Raw genomic sequence first — 15,913 nt, 5'->3', positions numbered from 1 at the left:
CAACACCGTGTTGTGACGACTAGATTATAATAACAGATTCACAATTTCGTGTCAACAGTTATTTTAATCTTTTTTAATTTTCTTAGTTAATAACTTTTGAGAAAATTAAAAGTGCTTGTGTCTCAAGCACTGAATGTATTATATGATATTTTTAAACATTTTGCAACCCCTTTCCCAATATTTTTTAAACAAGCATAACCACTGTATAGCTTGAGAAGAAATATATTGCTCGTTTCTAATGACACCACCAAGGAACGCCATCTTTGCGTAAAACGTTTTGCTATATCCTTATTACCTAAATGCCGAAATGCAGAAACGAGCAACATGTTCCTGAACAAGCATAACCACTGTATAGCTTGAGAAGGAATATGTTGCTCGTTTCCCTTTCACCAATCAAGCATTCTAGCAAAACAGAATAGCTTCATTAGAGACGATTTCGTGCATCTTTTTTATTATTGGATTTCCAAATTGCCCATAAAGATGTAGCCACGCAAATGGAGGAGTACGCACCACTTACGAAACCAACAATCATACATAGAGCAAAGTTCTTTGTTGTATCCCCACCAAAGAAGTATAAGGAGCAACATGCGAACAATACTGTAGACAATGTATAGCAGGAACGATGGATACTTTGGTGGATACTTGCATTGGCAAGATCTGCAAATGTATCTGTACGTTTATGAGTATGTGTATTTTCACGAATTCGGTCAAAGATTACGACAGATTCATTCATAGAGTAACCGATAACTGTCAAAATCGCTGCCAAGAAGGAGGAATCAATTTCTAAATGGAAGAAAGAGAATATCCCTAATACCATGATAAGGTCATGGAAGATAGCAGACAAACAAGACAAGGCTACACGATACTCAAATCGATATGTAATATATAGTGCTAGCGCTACGAAAGCGATGAGCAAATTAATCAATGCATGCTCTGTGACTTCAGAACCGATCACAGCACCTACAGATTCAATCCGTTTTACCGTACCTTCTGCTAAGTTTTTATTCAACGCCGCTACCACAGCTTGACTTTCACTAGCCTCAAGGTTACGAGTACGAATCATTACCGTTTTACCTTCTGATTCAGTAGCATCTGCACCAGATAATTGGATCACTGCATTTTCCAATTCAAAAGCTTTTAAATTTTCCCGTACAGCAGATACCTGCACTGGTTTACTAAATTCCACTTCTACAATGGTACCACCTGTAAAATCGATACCAAAGTTAAATCCATACATAAACATGGAAATGATACTTAGAATAACTGCAATGGAGGAGATACTAAACCACCAACGATGACGTTTTATTACATCAAATGTCATTTTTTCTTATCTCCTTTCTTAAATGCTTCAATCGTAACAGATGGAGATACGTTAGATCCATACCAGAATGGTCGGTTCGTAATTTGTGCCGCAATGAGCATATGCATCAAGGTACGACTCATGGATACAGCTGTAAACATAGATACTATAACCCCTAATGCCAAGTTGATGGCGAAACCTTTTACAGGTCCACTACCAAGAACAATGAGGATCACCGCTGTAATCATAACGGATGTATTCGCATCAAAGATCGTATCAAAAGCACGGCGGAAACCAGATTCCATGGACATGCGCAATGTTTTACCTTCCACCACTTCTTCTTTGAACCGTTCAAAGATTAAGATGTTCGCGTCCACGGCAACCCCCATACTGAGGATAATACCAGCTACACCTGGCAAGGTCATGGTCGCATTCAAAGCATGCGGCCCTAAGATCGCTACCAAAATTAACACAAACACTAACAAAGCGATCGTCGCTACGAATCCAGATAATCTGTATAACACAAGCATAAATGCAATGATTAAAGCAATACCAACACCAAAAGCTACAACAGATTTATCTTTAGAGTCTTGCCCCAAAGTAGGACCAACGGTACGCACTTCCATAACTTCTACTTTTACAGGCAATGCACCAGAACGTAGTAAAATAGCTAAGCTTTTCGCTTCTTCCAAGTCACGGCTACCAGTAATACGAGCACTACCACCAGTAATTGGTTCGTTGACCACTGGATTTGTCAATTGCTCACCATCCAAATAAATGCCGATGTGACGACCAATATTAGCTGTTGTTAAAGCGCCGAATTTTTTCGCACCTTCATCTGTTAATTGGATATTAACGGATGCTTGTTTACCTTCTAATTGTTCTTTTGCATCTTTTAAGTCATTACCATCTAAATGGACTTTTCCATTTTCATCACGGAACTCAAGAACCGCCGTTTTACCAACTGTTTCGATGGCTTTTTGCGGATCTTTTTCACCAGGTAATTCGATAATGATACGTTTTTTACCTTCACGTTGAATGATAGGCTCAGTTAAACCCATTTCATTAATACGACGGCCTAAGATTTGAATAACCCGTTCTACTGCATCATCTGTAACCACGTTAGGTCCAGAATCTTGCGCTTCTAATACAATGTGAGTACCACCTTGTAAATCCAACCCTTGTTTAATGGAGTTAGCAAGTGGTCCAATGAGCCAAATAAATAGACCTAAAATCACTGCTACTACGCCGAAAAAGCGTAAAGCTGCTTTTGTGTTCAATGGATTCCCTCCTATTCTTTATAACAATGGATACTCTCTGATGGTGTCACAATGGTATGCATCCACTCATCATGAGGTGCCATGGGTAACATTTCTTCTGAAATTTGATTATCCCAGGCTATACCGATTCGGTTCTCTACAGTAATCTGTTGTAAGTATCGGTCATAATATCCAGCCCCCATTCCCATGCGACCACCTCTACGATCAAAGGCAAGACCGGGAACGAGAATACAATCCAATTGTGTTGGTTCTACGATGTCATAGGGTTCATTTGGAATACGGATTCCCAATGTTCCCCTTACGAGGGACTCTAAATCAGTAATCCGAACGCCTACCATCTCTGTTTTGGTCACGCACACAGGCACATAAACATGCTTCCCCTGCTCCAAGGCTTCTATGATGAAAGCATCAAGATTGGCCTCCTTGGGCATAGCCAAGTACGCCATGATATGCTTCGCATCAACCACTTTAGGCATAGCCCACAGTCGATCCGCCAATTGTGCCGACCACGTAGGAACCTCTTGGACTTGTACATTGCGACGACGTTCTAAAAACTTCTTACGCAATGCCGTTTTATCCATTACTTCTGTTCCTTTCCAAGAACTTGAGCTATGGCTGTACGCGCAAATTTCATTTCCACTTTTTCAGACACTTGTAACACTAATGTATCTTCTGTTAAGGAAACAATTTCACCATAAATACCACCAACAGTCAATACTTTTTGGCCTTTTTTAAGGCTGTTCAATAACACTTGGCGTTGTTTTTGTTGTTTCTTTTGTGGACGATATAGCAAGAAATAAAAAATCACGACCATAATCAATAATGGTAAAATCGCTTGCCCTGTTTGTCCTTGGAAAAATTCTAAGAAATCCATAAGTCCTCCTATTTAGTAAAATATTGCCAGAACTCTTCTCGGAATGCTACAAAGCGATCCTCTAAGATGGCTTTACGCATTTGACGCATGAATTCTAGTAAGAAATATAAATTATGATACGACACTAATCGGAAAGCCAAAATTTCTTCTGCCTTATATAGATGTCGAATATAAGCTCTTGAATAGTTTTGGCACGCATAACAGCCACAACCTTCTTCAATCGGACCCCAGTCACGCATGAAAGAAGCATTGCGTAAATTCAATCGCCCTTTCCATGTCATGGCCATACCATTGCGGGCCACACGTGTTGGATATACGCAGTCAAACATATCGACACCACGAGCTACCCCTTCCACTAAACAGTCAGCAGTACCAACACCCATCAAATAACGAGCTTTATTGGCAGGCAACAATGGTGTTGTATATTCTAGTACTTCATACATCAAATCATGTGGTTCCCCTACCGAAAGGCCACCAATGCTATACCCTTCAAAGTCCATAGCCACTAACTCTTTGGCACTTCTTTCACGCAGGTCTTTGTACATGCCACCTTGGACGATACCGAACATACCTTGGTTCTTAGAACGACGTGCCTCTTGGCAACGTTCCGCCCAACGTGTGGTCCGTGCTGTCGATGCATCTGCATATCGATGATCCGCAGGATAAGGGATACATTCATCGAATGCCATCATAATGTCAGACCCTAATTGTTCCTGTACTTTCGTAGCCACTTCTGGAGATAAGAATTTTTTCGACCCATCTAGATGTGATCTGAAATTCACTCCTTCTTCGGTAATCTTGCGCAGCTTTCCTAAACTGAACACCTGGAACCCGCCACTATCGGTTAAGATGGCTTGGTCCCAGTTCATGAACTTGTGCAATCCGCCCGCTTCTTCCACTAGGTCAGCGCCTGGGCGCAAGAATAAATGATAGGTATTACTCAAAATCACTTGAGAACCCATCGCTTTCAGCTCCTCTGGGGCCAATGTTTTTACCGTTGCCTGTGTCCCTACGGGCATAAACATCGGTGTTTCATAGGTTCCATGAGGAGTATGCAATAACCCTGCCCGTGCACCTGTGTGGGGACATTGTTTTTGCAATTCATATCTAATCGCCATATACACACTCCTTTATTACTTCTGTATTATAACACAACTTTCAACTTATCGAATGAACATTGCGTCACCAAAGCTGAAAAATCTATATTTTTCACGTACCGCCTCTTCATAGGCCGCCAGACAATGCTCTCTACCAGCGAGAGCGCTAATGAGCATGAGCAAGGTAGACTGTGGCAGATGAAAGTTAGTGATCAAGGCATCCACCATCTTGTAGGTATAGCCTGGGTAAATAAAAATTTGAGTCCAATCGGATCCACTCCTTACATGACCTACCTCAGTCGCTGCTGATTCTAATGTACGTACCGATGTAGTTCCTACGGCAATGACTCTTCGACCTTCTGCTTTAGCACGATTCACCAATTCTGCAGTTTCTTCCGACACGTGATAGAACTCTTTATGCATATCATGGTCTTCAATGGATTCTGCCGACACAGGGCGGAATGTGCCTAGCCCTACATGCAATGTAACAAATCCAATTTGCACCCCTTTGCGCTGAATTTCATCCAATAATTCCGGTGTAAAATGTAAGCCTGCTGTGGGGGCTGCTGCGGATCCTTTTTCTTTGGCATATACCGTTTGGTATCTATCTTTGTCTTCTAGTTTTACATGGATATACGGAGGCAATGGCATTTCCCCAATATCATTAATAATCTCATCAAAATTACCGTTCGGCTTAAATTGAATCAGTCGACCGCCAAAATCTGTATGGTCTATAACCTCCGCCTCTAGATTAGGACCAAAGGATAAGAGTTGTCCCTTTAGACATTTTTTTCCTGGCTTTACTAGGCATTCCCAAAGGTGTTCCCCCTTAGGAGTCAATAACAAGACTTCTACTTTACCGCCCGTTCCTTTTCGCTCTCCATATAATCGAGCCGGTATGACCTTCGTGTTATTAAAGATTAACACATCCCCTTCACATAGTTCATCTAGTATGGAGTGAAAGGATGCTTTATGGCATATCTCTCCACTTACCTTGTCCAAAATCATCAATCGTGATGTATCCCGTGGTTCTACTGGATGTTGCGCAATGAGTTCCTCAGGCAAGTGGTAATTAAAATCAGATACTTTCATACTATTCCTCTTATTAATTGTACAGTTTCGTAAGTGCCGTACCTTGGTAATAATGTTGTAAAATTACTTTATAATAATCAGGCTGACTTGCCTCTTTTCGGCTAGCCATTTCCGCCGCTCCCCACTGTGAAAGTCCCAAACCATGTCCCCAACCATATCCATGAATTGTCACCGTCTGATTCGCTTTACTAAACGTATGGTTAGCTTTTACGGAAAACCCCTGAATCCGACTCGGCGGTGTTTGTCCTACATAAAAATCAAATAAGGTGGACTTTAAGCCAAATATCCCTTGCACCTGTTCTCCTGTAAGCGATATAGAACCCTTTTCACCTACAAATTTCATTGTTTTTACACGCCCTGAAACCCCTCGATCTTGTACTTTCATAGGTCGATCTACCAATGGAGATAATTCAATTTTCTGTAAGTACCCTACCGATTTGCTACCTGCTGCTAATTTTTGTTCTATACTTTGACGGCTGGTAATGACATTCCATACAGTTGTACCCTCATGATTAGAATAATCTACTACACCTTTTAGATATGGTAAATCATTGCCCCACAGGTTTACACTATCCTCTGTATAACCACCGCCATCGGAATGAAAAAGAGCATTAATCGGTTGGCCCTGATAAGTGAGAACCATGCCATGTGTACGCTTTACCGCTGTATTTGTGCTTACAAACTCACTACTTTTCCCTCCATATACCTGGTCAGCTGTAGTAGTTCCAATATCATACATACTATTTTGTTTGCTCTTCATCGAGTGCAAAGCATAGGTCCTAGCTGCCACCGCTTGTGCTTCTAGGGCCGGCGTAGGCCAACTAGGTACCACTTCTTCTGGTACTACACCTTGTACATATTGTTCTAACCCCAGTACATTAATAACACTCATGGATCCTGATGTATTAGCATGTACTGTCACAGCGCCTCGATAGGTTTTTCCTAATGTTTGCAATTCAGATCCATATCTACCTTGTGTATTTTGAATAGTAATTGACTTATCAATACTATGTCCATTTATATGTACTGAACCGCCTCCACTCGAAACTGTCACAGTCTGATTTTCTTTGATAGTTTGCAATTGATGTCCACGGCTATCTAGAACAACCATAGGCATAGCACTACTAATGGAAAAAGATTGTGATCTATGTCCAAGCAACACTCGTATCACAGGCTCTCCACTAGAACCTTTCTTGACCTCTTGTACAACATTAGACACTCTTGTTTGTTTGTCAGTATTTTCTTGCATTCTGATTGTCTCTTGAGGTGTTGTTTTCGTCGCTTTCGTCACTTTAGTAGCAGGCTTAAAACCCACCCGTTTTGATGCTGCCGAATCTTTTCTTTCATTCGGTTTCACAAAAGTAGCTTTCACTGTTGTACGTTTCGGCACTTCCTTTTGCGATGCTGCTGCGCCTACAAAAGGTGCACTTCCTAATACAGCTATTATAACCGCTATCGCCACATAGCGATATCCTACCTTTCTCATGCATCCACCTTTCTAGGGATTCCCAAGTGGTCATAGGCAGCAGGAGTGACGATACGTCCACGATTTGTGCGCGCCAACAAACCAAGTTGCATCAAATATGGTTCATACACATCTTCAACACTTTCACGTTCCTCACTCACAGAGGCTGCAATCGTATCCACCCCTACAGGTCCACCATCGAATTTTTCAATGATAGTGCTTAAAATACGTCGATCTATACGGTCTAGACCTAGTTTATCAATATCTAATCGCTGTAAGGCCTGATCTGCAATTTCTTTTGTAATCACACCATCACCCAATACTTGCGCTACATCACGAACACGTTTCAATAAACGATTGGCAATACGAGGGGTTCCTCTAGAACGACGAGCGATTTCACTAGCCCCTTCTGGATCCATATGAATATCTAAAATATCAGCAGAACGGCTCACAATAAATTCTAGCTCATTTTGCTTGTAATATTCTAAACGGCTAATCACACCAAAGCGATCACGCAGCGGTGCCGCCAAAGATCCTGCTCGTGTTGTGGCACCAATTAGCGTGAATTTAGGCAATTCAATGCGCACCGATCTAGCACTCGGACCTTTACCAATAATGATATCTAAAGCATAATCTTCCATAGCAGAATATAGCACTTCTTCTACAGAGCGAGATAAACGATGGATTTCATCGATAAACAGTACATCTCCCGGTTGCAAATTGCTCAATAAAGCTGCCAAATCACCAGCTCGTTCTATGGCTGGTCCAGAGGTAACTCGGAAGTTTACGCCCAATTCATTAGCAACGATTCCTGCCAAGGTGGTTTTCCCTAACCCTGGAGGTCCATAGAGTAAGACATGGTCCAAGGTATCTCCTCGCAGCTTGGCCGCTTCAATAAAAATATGAAGATTCTCCTTTGCCTGTGTTTGCCCAATATATTCTTTTAAATAGCGGGGACGAAGACTAAATTGCCAATTGTCTTCCTCCCGTTCTTGCATGGTTACAATTCGATTTTCTTGATCCATTCTTATCGCCCTTTACCCAATGCCGCTAATACTTGTTTTAATAAAACTGGTACTTCTTGTGTTCCATCGTAAACTTCTTGGATCACTGGCTGCACCTCTTGTGCGCTATATCCTAATGCCATAAGTGCTTCTAGCACTTCTTCGGTAGCACCTACAGGCACTTGTTCTACTGGTGAAATTCTTCCCGTCGTCGTGAAAGTTCCAGCAATGCCAAGGCTTTCAATTTTATCTTTTAACTCTAGCACCAATCGCTCTGCTGATTTTTTACCAATACCAGGCAATTTCTGAAGACCTTTTGTATCACCACTAATGATGAGTCCTACAAAATGTTCTGGACTAATAGCTGATAAAATGCCAAGACCTAATTTAGGCCCCACTCCTGATACGGAGATGAGCAGTAAAAATAACTCATAATCTTCCATCGTCAAAAAACCATATAGCTGAATGGCATCTTCACGAACATTAGTATACGTAAATAAACAAGTTTCCTCGCCTACTTGTAATTGACTTTGCACTGAACTAGGTACGTACACACGATAGCCCACATCATGGACATTGACGTACACCGCATCTAGCAATCGATGGGTAACAATCCCTTTTATATATGCAATCATAAATTCCTCACAACTGTAAAATTTGCTTTAATGTATCCGTATGGGAACTATGGGCTGTACAGATAGCAATCGCCAAAGCATCAGCCGCATCATCAGGCTTAATTTTTTCACGAATCCCCAATAAGTTCATCGTCATATACGTTACCTGCTCTTTTGTAGCTTTCCCATAGCCCACCACAGATTGTTTCACTTGCAATGGTGTATATTCGTAAATTGGTAAGTCTTGTTGACTCGCCGCCAATAAGGTAACACCTCTTGCTTGTGCTACGCCGATACCCGTCGTTACATTGCGGGCAAAGTACAATTTTTCTATACCAAACTTTTGAGGGCGAAATTCTTCTAAAATATCGCTTAGTTCATTAAATATAATTTCTAACCGGCTTGCTTCTGGCGTTTTTGCCTCTGTGGTTATCACTCCATAGGTAACAGGTTTTAAAGAGCTTCCTATGACATCGATAATACCATATCCACAAATCGCATAGCCCGGATCTATTCCAATAATTCGCACGCTATAACCTCTGATTTCTTTTCATTGTTCCAATCATTTAATTATAGCAAATTTATAGAACATCTGCACCTATAGTATCCCTTTTTCTAATAAGCTTACATAGATGCCATCACCAATAATGATATGATCCAACACAGGGATACCCATCACTTCTCCAGCTCTAGCAAAAATTTTAGTCACCCGTACATCATCACTACTCTCGGTAGGATCTCCTGATGGGTGGTTATGCATCAAAATAATAGCCGCCGCATTGGCATCGATAGCTTGGCGAAATACTGCTCTTTGCTCCGCCGTACTACTAGTCAATCCTCCTTTAGAAATCAGAACAGGCTTAATCAATTTATTTTTTACCGTCAGTAATAAGACATAAAAGTGTTCTTCTGTTTTATGACGAAGACGTTCCATCATGTAATTAGCCGCCGCCTCCGGAGTGCTAAAATCTTCCCAATCTCGTTTCACTTTCATCTGTCCTAGACGTCTGCCCAGTTCGATAGCCGCACAAATAGTCACCGCTTTGTCTTGCCCAATGCCATCAATCTCTCGCAAAGCATCTACGGTAACATTGTTCAAGCCTCCTACCAATCCTTCCATGCGTTTTACCACTTCATGAGCCACTTCTAAGACGGTGGAACCTTTGCATCCTGTACGTAATAAAATGGCTAATAATTCTTCCAATTCTAACGCTTCAGCTCCTAAGGCAATGAATTTTTCTCGTGGCATTTGATATGATTGTAAATCCAACATAATTCCTCCAACATTTGAAAGTACATCCTTTAGCCCTGTAAACGACAACACGCCACACTCCAAAGAGTGTGACGCATCACTATGTACCCATCGTGGGCACTTATATATCTTTCTTTATACTATAATTCGCTATAGATTTGAAAAGTCCTTTTATTTTCTTCAAACTTTATCCAAGTTCTCTCACAGATTCCACCTCAGTCGAAGTCTAATGATACCAATCAGCTTAGGGTAAACTCCCTTTCTAACCTATACTAAGAAAAGCTTATTCTTTCACATCCTCTGCACCCGCTTGACCTTGCCCATATACATTGGCTGCATAGATTGCAAAATCTTCTCCATGTTTGAAAGCATCTTCTCTTAGGTACGCATGAAAGACAACTTGGTCTTCTTTCACCTGCACTAAATTCGGTACATGCTGCACTAAAGCATCAAACAACTCTTGTTCTGCTTTTAATAGCACACGGCCATGTTTTAACTTTTTCCCTTCTACCACTGAGTAGGCTAAGGCCCATACAGGGCGATCATCAGTGGACGATAATTTACGATATTTATAGCGGAATTTCAATGGGGGCATCATGGATTGTTTAAATTGGTAGACCCCGTTGATCATTGCATACGGTATGACCATTCGTTTCTTTCCTAATAAGCCTACCTCATCAATGATGAGATCCGATTCGGTCAACCTAAATGTATAGTTCCCCACTGCCTGCGATACAAGGACAAATAGAATCATTCCTTCTATTAATATTTCCGCTAAGGCTATACTACCTAACTCCACATAGCGCCATACACTATATGCCAACGCTCCCAATGCTATCGCAATAAATACAGTAACTAATGCAATGCCAGCTTTGGATCGTTTCGATTGCTCTTGATATTGTATAGACATGACCTCATCCTTTCATCAACAGTAACATCATCCTACTGTTAGAATAGCAACCGATGAAAGTATTTGTCAACAACAAAAAGAGCCTCCTCATAGAGGAGACTCTTTCACAGATAATCGGAGATTACCAGTTTTTCATCACTAATGGGCTAGTAATACGTTTTGTATCACGAGCGATCATGATTTCTTCATTTGTAGGGATTGCAAAGATTTTAACTTTGGAACCTTCTGCACTGATTTCAGCTTCTTTACCACGAACATTATTGCGTTCAGGGTCAATACGAGTGCCTAAGTATTCTAAACCATTGCAGATTGCATCACGGTTACCAATACCATTTTCACCGATACCAGCTGTGAATACGATAGCGTCAACGCCGCCCATAACAGCTACGTAAGCACCGATTGTAGCACGTACTTTGTAGTGGAACATATCCAATGCTAATTGCGCACGTTTATTGCCTTCTTCAGCAGCTTCTTCGATAACGCGGAAGTCATTGGAAACGCCAGAAATACCGAATACACCAGATTTTTTATTCATGATAGCATCGATTTCATGGTATGTCATATCCCATTTTTCCATCAAGTAAGGTACGATAGCTGGGTCAATATCACCACAACGAGTACCCATGATCAAACCAGACAATGGAGTGAAACCCATGGAAGTATCGATGGAACGGCCACCTTTGATAGCTGTAACGGAAGAACCATTACCCAAGTGACAGGATACGATACGAAGGTCGGACATGTGTTTACCCATCAATTCAGCCACACGTTGTGCCACATATTTGTGGGAAGTACCATGGAAACCATAACGACGAACACCTAAATCAGTGTATGCTTCGTATGGAAGACCATATAAGAACGCCTCAGCTGGCATTGTTTGATGGAATGCTGTATCAAATACACCAACTTGTGGTACATTTGGCATAATTTTTTGGCATGCTTCGATACCTTGGATGTTTGGAGGATTGTGAAGTGGAGCGATTTTCGCGCATTCTTCCAATGCTTCCATCACTGCAGGAGTAATCAATACAGAATCAGCGAATTTTTCAGCGCCATGTACTACACGATGCCCTACAGCGTCGATTTCATCCATGGAACCAATCACTCCATGTTCTGGATCTACCAAAATATCCAACAAGACTTGTAACGCCACTTTGTGGTCAGCTACTGGTTCGATGCGTTCTAATTTGTCTGCATCTGGACGACGATGAGTGAAAATTGCATCATCGGAACCGATTTTTTCGAATTGACCTTTCGCCAATACAACTTCATGCTCCATATCAATTAATTGATACTTCAAGGAGGAGCTACCGCAGTTTACGACTAAAACGTTCATTACTTATCCCTCTTTCTTAGTAACTTGAATGTGCCCATTCACACGTTGATTGATATCTTCTCCTTGCAGAGATTGATCACTGTATGAATAGCGTATATTCCACAGTACACCTTTGTTGATGAAAGTATACTGAGTGAACCGAATTGTTTGCCCATTGGAACCCGCCGTCGTACTAGATTTAACGGCATTCACACCGTCTACTTGCACAGCTTCTTGAGTCCATTGTGCTTTAGCACCAGCTTGACCTAATTCTTTGGCCAATTCCTGTTGCGCTAATTTTGTGCCCTCTTCTAATGTTGGCAATGGTGCACCTGTAGAAGCTTGTGTAGCGCTTACATAGACACCATAATTTTTATCTAGTCCTGCATAGATGGTCAAAGGTTGTCCCTTTTCATTAGCTGTAATTCTATCCAACTGACCGAAGTCAAACGGAGAATCCACAATCACTTCAGATTGACCTACATTGATGACTTTCTGACCAAAACTATAGGTATCGATGGCTTGTTGACTACCACAGCCACCCAAGAACAACACCATCCCTAAACCAAGGGCTATGATATATTGTTTCATATACTTACCTCTAATAGACACAATTTCTACAGTCAATTATACCATTAATGTCACGTTTTTTTCCACCCCTTTTTATGACTTCTTTCATGTATTGTAACTCTTTTATATAGATTATAAAAACATATCTTGCTGTTCATTGTAAAATTGTTTAAGCTCTTTAACATTCATTTTACTTCATTCCTTTCTACATCTATAGTATATCACCTTTCCACCCAACCAGTTACCCTATGGGCAGCGTTTATGAAAGTTTTATCTCATGATATACTAATATACATAATAGGAGGTACTAGATTATGAACACCATAGGAATTATTGCAGAATATAATCCCTTTCACAAAGGGCATGCCCATCAATTACAAGAGCTTCGCCGTATATATCCTAACTCAACCTTGCTCGTTGTGATGAGTGGAGATTTCGTGCAACGGGGGACACCTGCCATATTTTCTAAATTTCACCGTGCTCAATGGGCTGTTATGGGTGGTGCTGATATCGTCTTTGAACTACCTTCTATGTTCGCCGTTAGTTCGGCAGAATATTTTGCATCCGGTGGTGTCAGATTATTACATGCCCTAGGGTGTGACGCTATCTCATTTGGTGCCAGCCATACAGATGTAGAGGAACTTGTATCCGTTGCAGAAACTCTAGACCATCCTAGTACACAAGAATCATTGCGCACACTCTTGACTCAAGGATACTCCTATGGTACAGCCTTACGCAAAGCAATCCAGCAGTATTATTCAGTAAGTACCTCAATGAATACCCATGATGTCTCAGGCAAAAACACATCTGATACCGTACTTTCACCAACAGAACAACAATCATCTAAAGACAGTGTATTAGAAAACTCAAACCATATGCGCATATTAGACACTGACCCTAACACTATCTTAGGCATTGAATACATACGTGCCTTACATCGCTATCACATCGAGTTAGACATCATTCCCGTGAAACGAACTAGTTCCCATCACAATCCCACCTTAGATGATTCGTTTCCATCTGGCACAGCCTTACGAAATGCTATTTATACATCCAAACAAACATCTTCCAGTCTATCCAGGTCTCACAACATACTACAAATGTCTGATACCTCTTACGCACCTTATGCCTCATTAGAAGACGATGCATCTATCTCGTTAGGTGAATTAGGAATCGACGCCTCTTCTTTAGAAGAAGACACTTTCAATTGGCATCACTACTTCCCCCCTATGGTAGCCCCTCTTGCCATAGACATCGTACAAGCTAACTATTATGCCAATCTAAACCGCTATTATGACATGATCCACCTCACTAGTCGTGTAGCAACAAAAGAAGGTTTGCAAACCTTACATGACATGAGCGACGGTTTAGAAGAGGCCTGGCTTACTGCGAGCACCCTTTCTTCTTGGGAACAAGCCCGTGAAAGTTTAAAATCAAGACGCTATACCTACGCCCGTCTCGATCGCATCGCTGCGTACAGTCTCTTTAGTCGCACTCAAGAGATGTTCCAAGAGTGCCACCAACAAGGACCTACCTATGGTCGACTGCTCGCTTTCAACGACCGAGGTCGTCAATACTTAAAAGAAAAACATGCCTCCATTCCAATTGTGCAAAAATGGGCTCCTTTCTGTCAGCAAGCAACTGGCATTACCAAAGTACTGTGCAAGCAAGATCAACTGGCAAGTAGACTATGGCGACTCACCGTAGATAATCCACGCTATCGTGACAGTCATTATGATTACACCACCAGTCCTATGTATGTGCAAGATCTAATATAGTCTACATTTAGCTTTTTCATATATGCCCTTACTAAGGTTGTAAAGTAAACTAATTGATATACCTATTTTTATGCATAAAGAATATATCTTGGGGGATGGCTTTTGCTCTCTCCCAAAATATATTATAGAACCCCAAATATACAAAAAGTCCCCTGTACTGAATGCATCATTGCACTCAGTACAAGGGACTTTTCTATTACAACCATTCTGGAGGGTCTACGATCATCTTACCACCTTCAATATCAATGGTTAATACCACTGTTTTCAAAGCTGGTAATAATAAATCAGGTTCACCCTCTTTGGCGACCACGTAAACATCGTTCGCACCAGGCTGTAATACTTCTTTTACAATGCCTAAATCATTACCTTCTGTATCTTCTACGGCAAGGCCTTCGATTTCAAAGATATAATACCTATCTTCAGGCAATTCCACCAAATCTTGTCTTGGCACTTTTATTTCTTGTTTACCTAAACGCTCTACAGCGGTGCGATCAGGCAATTCTTTGAAAGTAGCCAATATAAACTGCTTATGAAACTTTGCAGATGTAATATGGTATGGTTGACCATTAATGTAGCACACATCCATTTTCATAAACCGTTCTGGAAAGTCTGTTCTCGGCAATATACGAACATCGCCCCGCACACCGTGCGGAGCGACGATCACACCGATGGTAATCAGTTCTTGAGTATCCATTATTTACGGAATGCCACAACTTTGCCATCTTCTAGCAAAATTTCAGACCCTAGAAGAGCATCTAAGTTATCACCGATTTTCACAGTAATAGTTTGCTCCATTTGGCCTTGGGCAATTTCAGAACCAATTTCAAGCTTTTCCGCTTCTTTCAAATGCTCTGCTACTTGAGCTTTGAAAGCTATACGTTGTTGCTTATCTTCCTCGATTTGTTGACGCAATTGGATTAAACCTTGTGCATCAATTTTTGCTTGTTCACTTAACAAACGTTTAGCTTGAAATTCGATTTGTTGTAAATCTTGGTCCGCCATATTCATTTGTTGTTGTAAATCAGCAATAATTTTGTTTTTTAAAGTGTCCGTAACCTTAGACTTAATTGCCACGGGTACGCGTAATGTCATTTCTTCCATGTTACCACCCTTTTAGACAATATCAACGGATATCTTCTTGTTCTCTTTAATAGCCGCTGCTTTAGCCACAGCGCGAATCGCTTTCGCAATCTTACCTTGCTTTCCGATTACTTTACCCATATCATCAGGAGCGACACGGATTTCATAGACTTCCACTTGATCGCGAACTTCCATAGTAACAGAAACGGCTTCAGGTTGCTTAACTAATGATTGAACAATTAATGTAATTAATTCTTGCATCACAGTACGCCTCTCTATTAA

The 15,913-nt window shown here is 41.1% G+C and carries 18 protein-coding genes; 1 reads left to right on the top strand and 17 read right to left on the bottom strand.

Features of this window, described 5'->3' with window-relative positions; all coding sequences use genetic code 11:
• Positions 1-424: 424 nt before the first annotated feature.
• From secF to EO116_RS06905, 14 genes are all read right to left on the bottom strand, one after another.
• Entirely contained in the window at positions 425-1,321 is an 897-nt protein-coding gene (secF, locus tag EO116_RS06970) for a protein translocase subunit SecF (protein ID WP_127161207.1), read from the bottom strand.
• Positions 1,318-2,580, bottom strand: a complete 1,263-nt coding sequence (gene secD / locus EO116_RS06965) for a protein translocase subunit SecD (protein ID WP_127068220.1) — start codon at positions 2,578-2,580, stop codon at positions 1,318-1,320. Before secD ends, secF begins: the two co-directional genes overlap by 4 nt.
• 11 nt (positions 2,581-2,591) lie before the next feature.
• Complete coding sequence (locus EO116_RS06960; protein WP_127161206.1) at positions 2,592-3,161, bottom strand: 5-formyltetrahydrofolate cyclo-ligase; 570 nt, start codon at positions 3,159-3,161, stop codon at positions 2,592-2,594.
• Positions 3,161-3,454 (bottom strand): preprotein translocase subunit YajC, encoded by a 294-nt coding sequence (yajC, locus tag EO116_RS06955; RefSeq protein WP_009353379.1) that lies wholly within the window; start codon positions 3,452-3,454, stop codon positions 3,161-3,163. The genes EO116_RS06960 and yajC overlap by 1 nt, the downstream gene beginning before the upstream one ends.
• Positions 3,455-3,462: 8 nt before the next feature.
• Positions 3,463-4,572 carry a tRNA guanosine(34) transglycosylase Tgt gene (gene tgt / locus EO116_RS06950; protein WP_127161205.1) on the bottom strand — a complete coding sequence of 370 codons (1,110 nt, stop codon included), beginning with the start codon at positions 4,570-4,572 and terminating at the stop codon, positions 3,463-3,465.
• A gap of 45 nt (positions 4,573-4,617) precedes the next feature.
• Entirely contained in the window at positions 4,618-5,643 is a 1,026-nt protein-coding gene (gene queA, locus EO116_RS06945; RefSeq protein WP_127161204.1) for a tRNA preQ1(34) S-adenosylmethionine ribosyltransferase-isomerase QueA, read from the bottom strand.
• Positions 5,644-5,656: 13 nt separating this feature from the next.
• A complete protein-coding gene (locus EO116_RS06940) occupies positions 5,657-7,129 on the bottom strand; it encodes a SpoIID/LytB domain-containing protein (RefSeq protein WP_240629145.1) in 1,473 nt (490 codons plus the stop codon).
• Positions 7,126-8,133 carry a Holliday junction branch migration DNA helicase RuvB gene (ruvB, locus tag EO116_RS06935; protein WP_009353399.1) on the bottom strand — a complete coding sequence of 336 codons (1,008 nt, stop codon included), beginning with the start codon at positions 8,131-8,133 and terminating at the stop codon, positions 7,126-7,128. The genes EO116_RS06940 and ruvB overlap by 4 nt, the downstream gene beginning before the upstream one ends.
• Positions 8,134-8,135: 2 nt before the next feature.
• A complete protein-coding gene (ruvA, locus tag EO116_RS06930) occupies positions 8,136-8,747 on the bottom strand; it encodes a Holliday junction branch migration protein RuvA (protein ID WP_127161203.1) in 612 nt (203 codons plus the stop codon).
• A gap of 7 nt (positions 8,748-8,754) precedes the next feature.
• Complete coding sequence (gene ruvC, locus EO116_RS06925; RefSeq protein WP_009353415.1) at positions 8,755-9,255, bottom strand: crossover junction endodeoxyribonuclease RuvC; 501 nt, start codon at positions 9,253-9,255, stop codon at positions 8,755-8,757.
• 69 nt (positions 9,256-9,324) lie between these two features.
• Positions 9,325-9,999: a DNA repair protein RadC gene (gene radC / locus EO116_RS06920; protein ID WP_127161202.1), complete on the bottom strand. Its 675-nt coding sequence runs from the start codon at positions 9,997-9,999 to the stop codon at positions 9,325-9,327.
• 262 nt (positions 10,000-10,261) lie between these two features.
• Positions 10,262-10,888, bottom strand: a complete 627-nt coding sequence (locus EO116_RS06915; protein ID WP_127161201.1) for a hypothetical protein — start codon at positions 10,886-10,888, stop codon at positions 10,262-10,264.
• A gap of 121 nt (positions 10,889-11,009) precedes the next feature.
• Positions 11,010-12,224: an acetate/propionate family kinase gene (locus tag EO116_RS06910; protein ID WP_127068212.1), complete on the bottom strand. Its 1,215-nt coding sequence runs from the start codon at positions 12,222-12,224 to the stop codon at positions 11,010-11,012.
• A gap of 3 nt (positions 12,225-12,227) precedes the next feature.
• Positions 12,228-12,794: a hypothetical protein gene (locus tag EO116_RS06905; protein ID WP_127161200.1), complete on the bottom strand. Its 567-nt coding sequence runs from the start codon at positions 12,792-12,794 to the stop codon at positions 12,228-12,230.
• Positions 12,795-13,087: 293 nt separating this feature from the next.
• Between EO116_RS06905 and EO116_RS06900 the strand changes: the two genes are divergently transcribed.
• Positions 13,088-14,551, top strand: a complete 1,464-nt coding sequence (locus EO116_RS06900; protein ID WP_127161199.1) for a nucleotidyltransferase family protein — start codon at positions 13,088-13,090, stop codon at positions 14,549-14,551.
• Positions 14,552-14,747: 196 nt separating this feature from the next.
• On the opposite strand, the gene rimM is transcribed toward EO116_RS06900, so the two are convergent.
• The 3 genes from rimM to EO116_RS06885 are packed head-to-tail and all read right to left on the bottom strand — an operon-like array spanning position 14,748 to position 15,892.
• Positions 14,748-15,245, bottom strand: a complete 498-nt coding sequence (gene rimM / locus EO116_RS06895; RefSeq protein WP_127161198.1) for a ribosome maturation factor RimM — start codon at positions 15,243-15,245, stop codon at positions 14,748-14,750.
• On the bottom strand, positions 15,245-15,652 hold the full coding sequence (locus EO116_RS06890; RefSeq protein ID WP_127068203.1) for a YlqD family protein: 408 nt from the start codon (positions 15,650-15,652) through the stop codon (positions 15,245-15,247). The genes rimM and EO116_RS06890 overlap by 1 nt, the downstream gene beginning before the upstream one ends.
• Positions 15,653-15,664: 12 nt before the next feature.
• Entirely contained in the window at positions 15,665-15,892 is a 228-nt protein-coding gene (locus EO116_RS06885) for a KH domain-containing protein (RefSeq protein WP_009353402.1), read from the bottom strand.
• Between the last annotated feature and the right edge of the window lie 21 nt (positions 15,893-15,913).

Source organism: Veillonella sp. VA137, assembly GCF_003992015.1.
In the GTDB taxonomy this organism is placed as follows: Bacteria; Bacillota; Negativicutes; order Veillonellales; family Veillonellaceae; genus F0422.
This window is presented reverse-complemented; position numbering and strand designations above follow the sequence as displayed.

What these genes read in the sequence shown, in the direction of transcription:
- secF (WP_127161207.1), bottom strand. Translation starts at nt 1,321, where the DNA reads ATGACATTTGATGTAATAAAACGTCATCGTTGGTGGTTTAGTATCTCC.
- EO116_RS06960 (WP_127161206.1), bottom strand. Translation starts at nt 3,161, where the DNA reads ATGGATAAAACGGCATTGCGTAAGAAGTTTTTAGAACGTCGTCGCAAT.
- yajC (WP_009353379.1), bottom strand. Translation starts at nt 3,454, where the DNA reads ATGGATTTCTTAGAATTTTTCCAAGGACAAACAGGGCAAGCGATTTTA.
- tgt (WP_127161205.1), bottom strand. Translation starts at nt 4,572, where the DNA reads ATGGCGATTAGATATGAATTGCAAAAACAATGTCCCCACACAGGTGCA.
- queA (WP_127161204.1), bottom strand. Translation starts at nt 5,643, where the DNA reads ATGAAAGTATCTGATTTTAATTACCACTTGCCTGAGGAACTCATTGCG.
- EO116_RS06940 (WP_240629145.1), bottom strand. Translation starts at nt 7,129, where the DNA reads ATGAGAAAGGTAGGATATCGCTATGTGGCGATAGCGGTTATAATAGCT.
- ruvB (WP_009353399.1), bottom strand. Translation starts at nt 8,133, where the DNA reads ATGGATCAAGAAAATCGAATTGTAACCATGCAAGAACGGGAGGAAGAC.
- ruvA (WP_127161203.1), bottom strand. Translation starts at nt 8,747, where the DNA reads ATGATTGCATATATAAAAGGGATTGTTACCCATCGATTGCTAGATGCG.
- radC (WP_127161202.1), bottom strand. Translation starts at nt 9,999, where the DNA reads ATGTTGGATTTACAATCATATCAAATGCCACGAGAAAAATTCATTGCC.
- EO116_RS06915 (WP_127161201.1), bottom strand. Translation starts at nt 10,888, where the DNA reads ATGTCTATACAATATCAAGAGCAATCGAAACGATCCAAAGCTGGCATT.
- EO116_RS06910 (WP_127068212.1), bottom strand. Translation starts at nt 12,224, where the DNA reads ATGAACGTTTTAGTCGTAAACTGCGGTAGCTCCTCCTTGAAGTATCAA.
- EO116_RS06905 (WP_127161200.1), bottom strand. Translation starts at nt 12,794, where the DNA reads ATGAAACAATATATCATAGCCCTTGGTTTAGGGATGGTGTTGTTCTTG.
- EO116_RS06900 (WP_127161199.1), top strand. Translation starts at nt 13,088, where the DNA reads ATGAACACCATAGGAATTATTGCAGAATATAATCCCTTTCACAAAGGG.
- rimM (WP_127161198.1), bottom strand. Translation starts at nt 15,245, where the DNA reads ATGGATACTCAAGAACTGATTACCATCGGTGTGATCGTCGCTCCGCAC.
- EO116_RS06890 (WP_127068203.1), bottom strand. Translation starts at nt 15,652, where the DNA reads ATGGAAGAAATGACATTACGCGTACCCGTGGCAATTAAGTCTAAGGTT.
- EO116_RS06885 (WP_009353402.1), bottom strand. Translation starts at nt 15,892, where the DNA reads ATGCAAGAATTAATTACATTAATTGTTCAATCATTAGTTAAGCAACCT.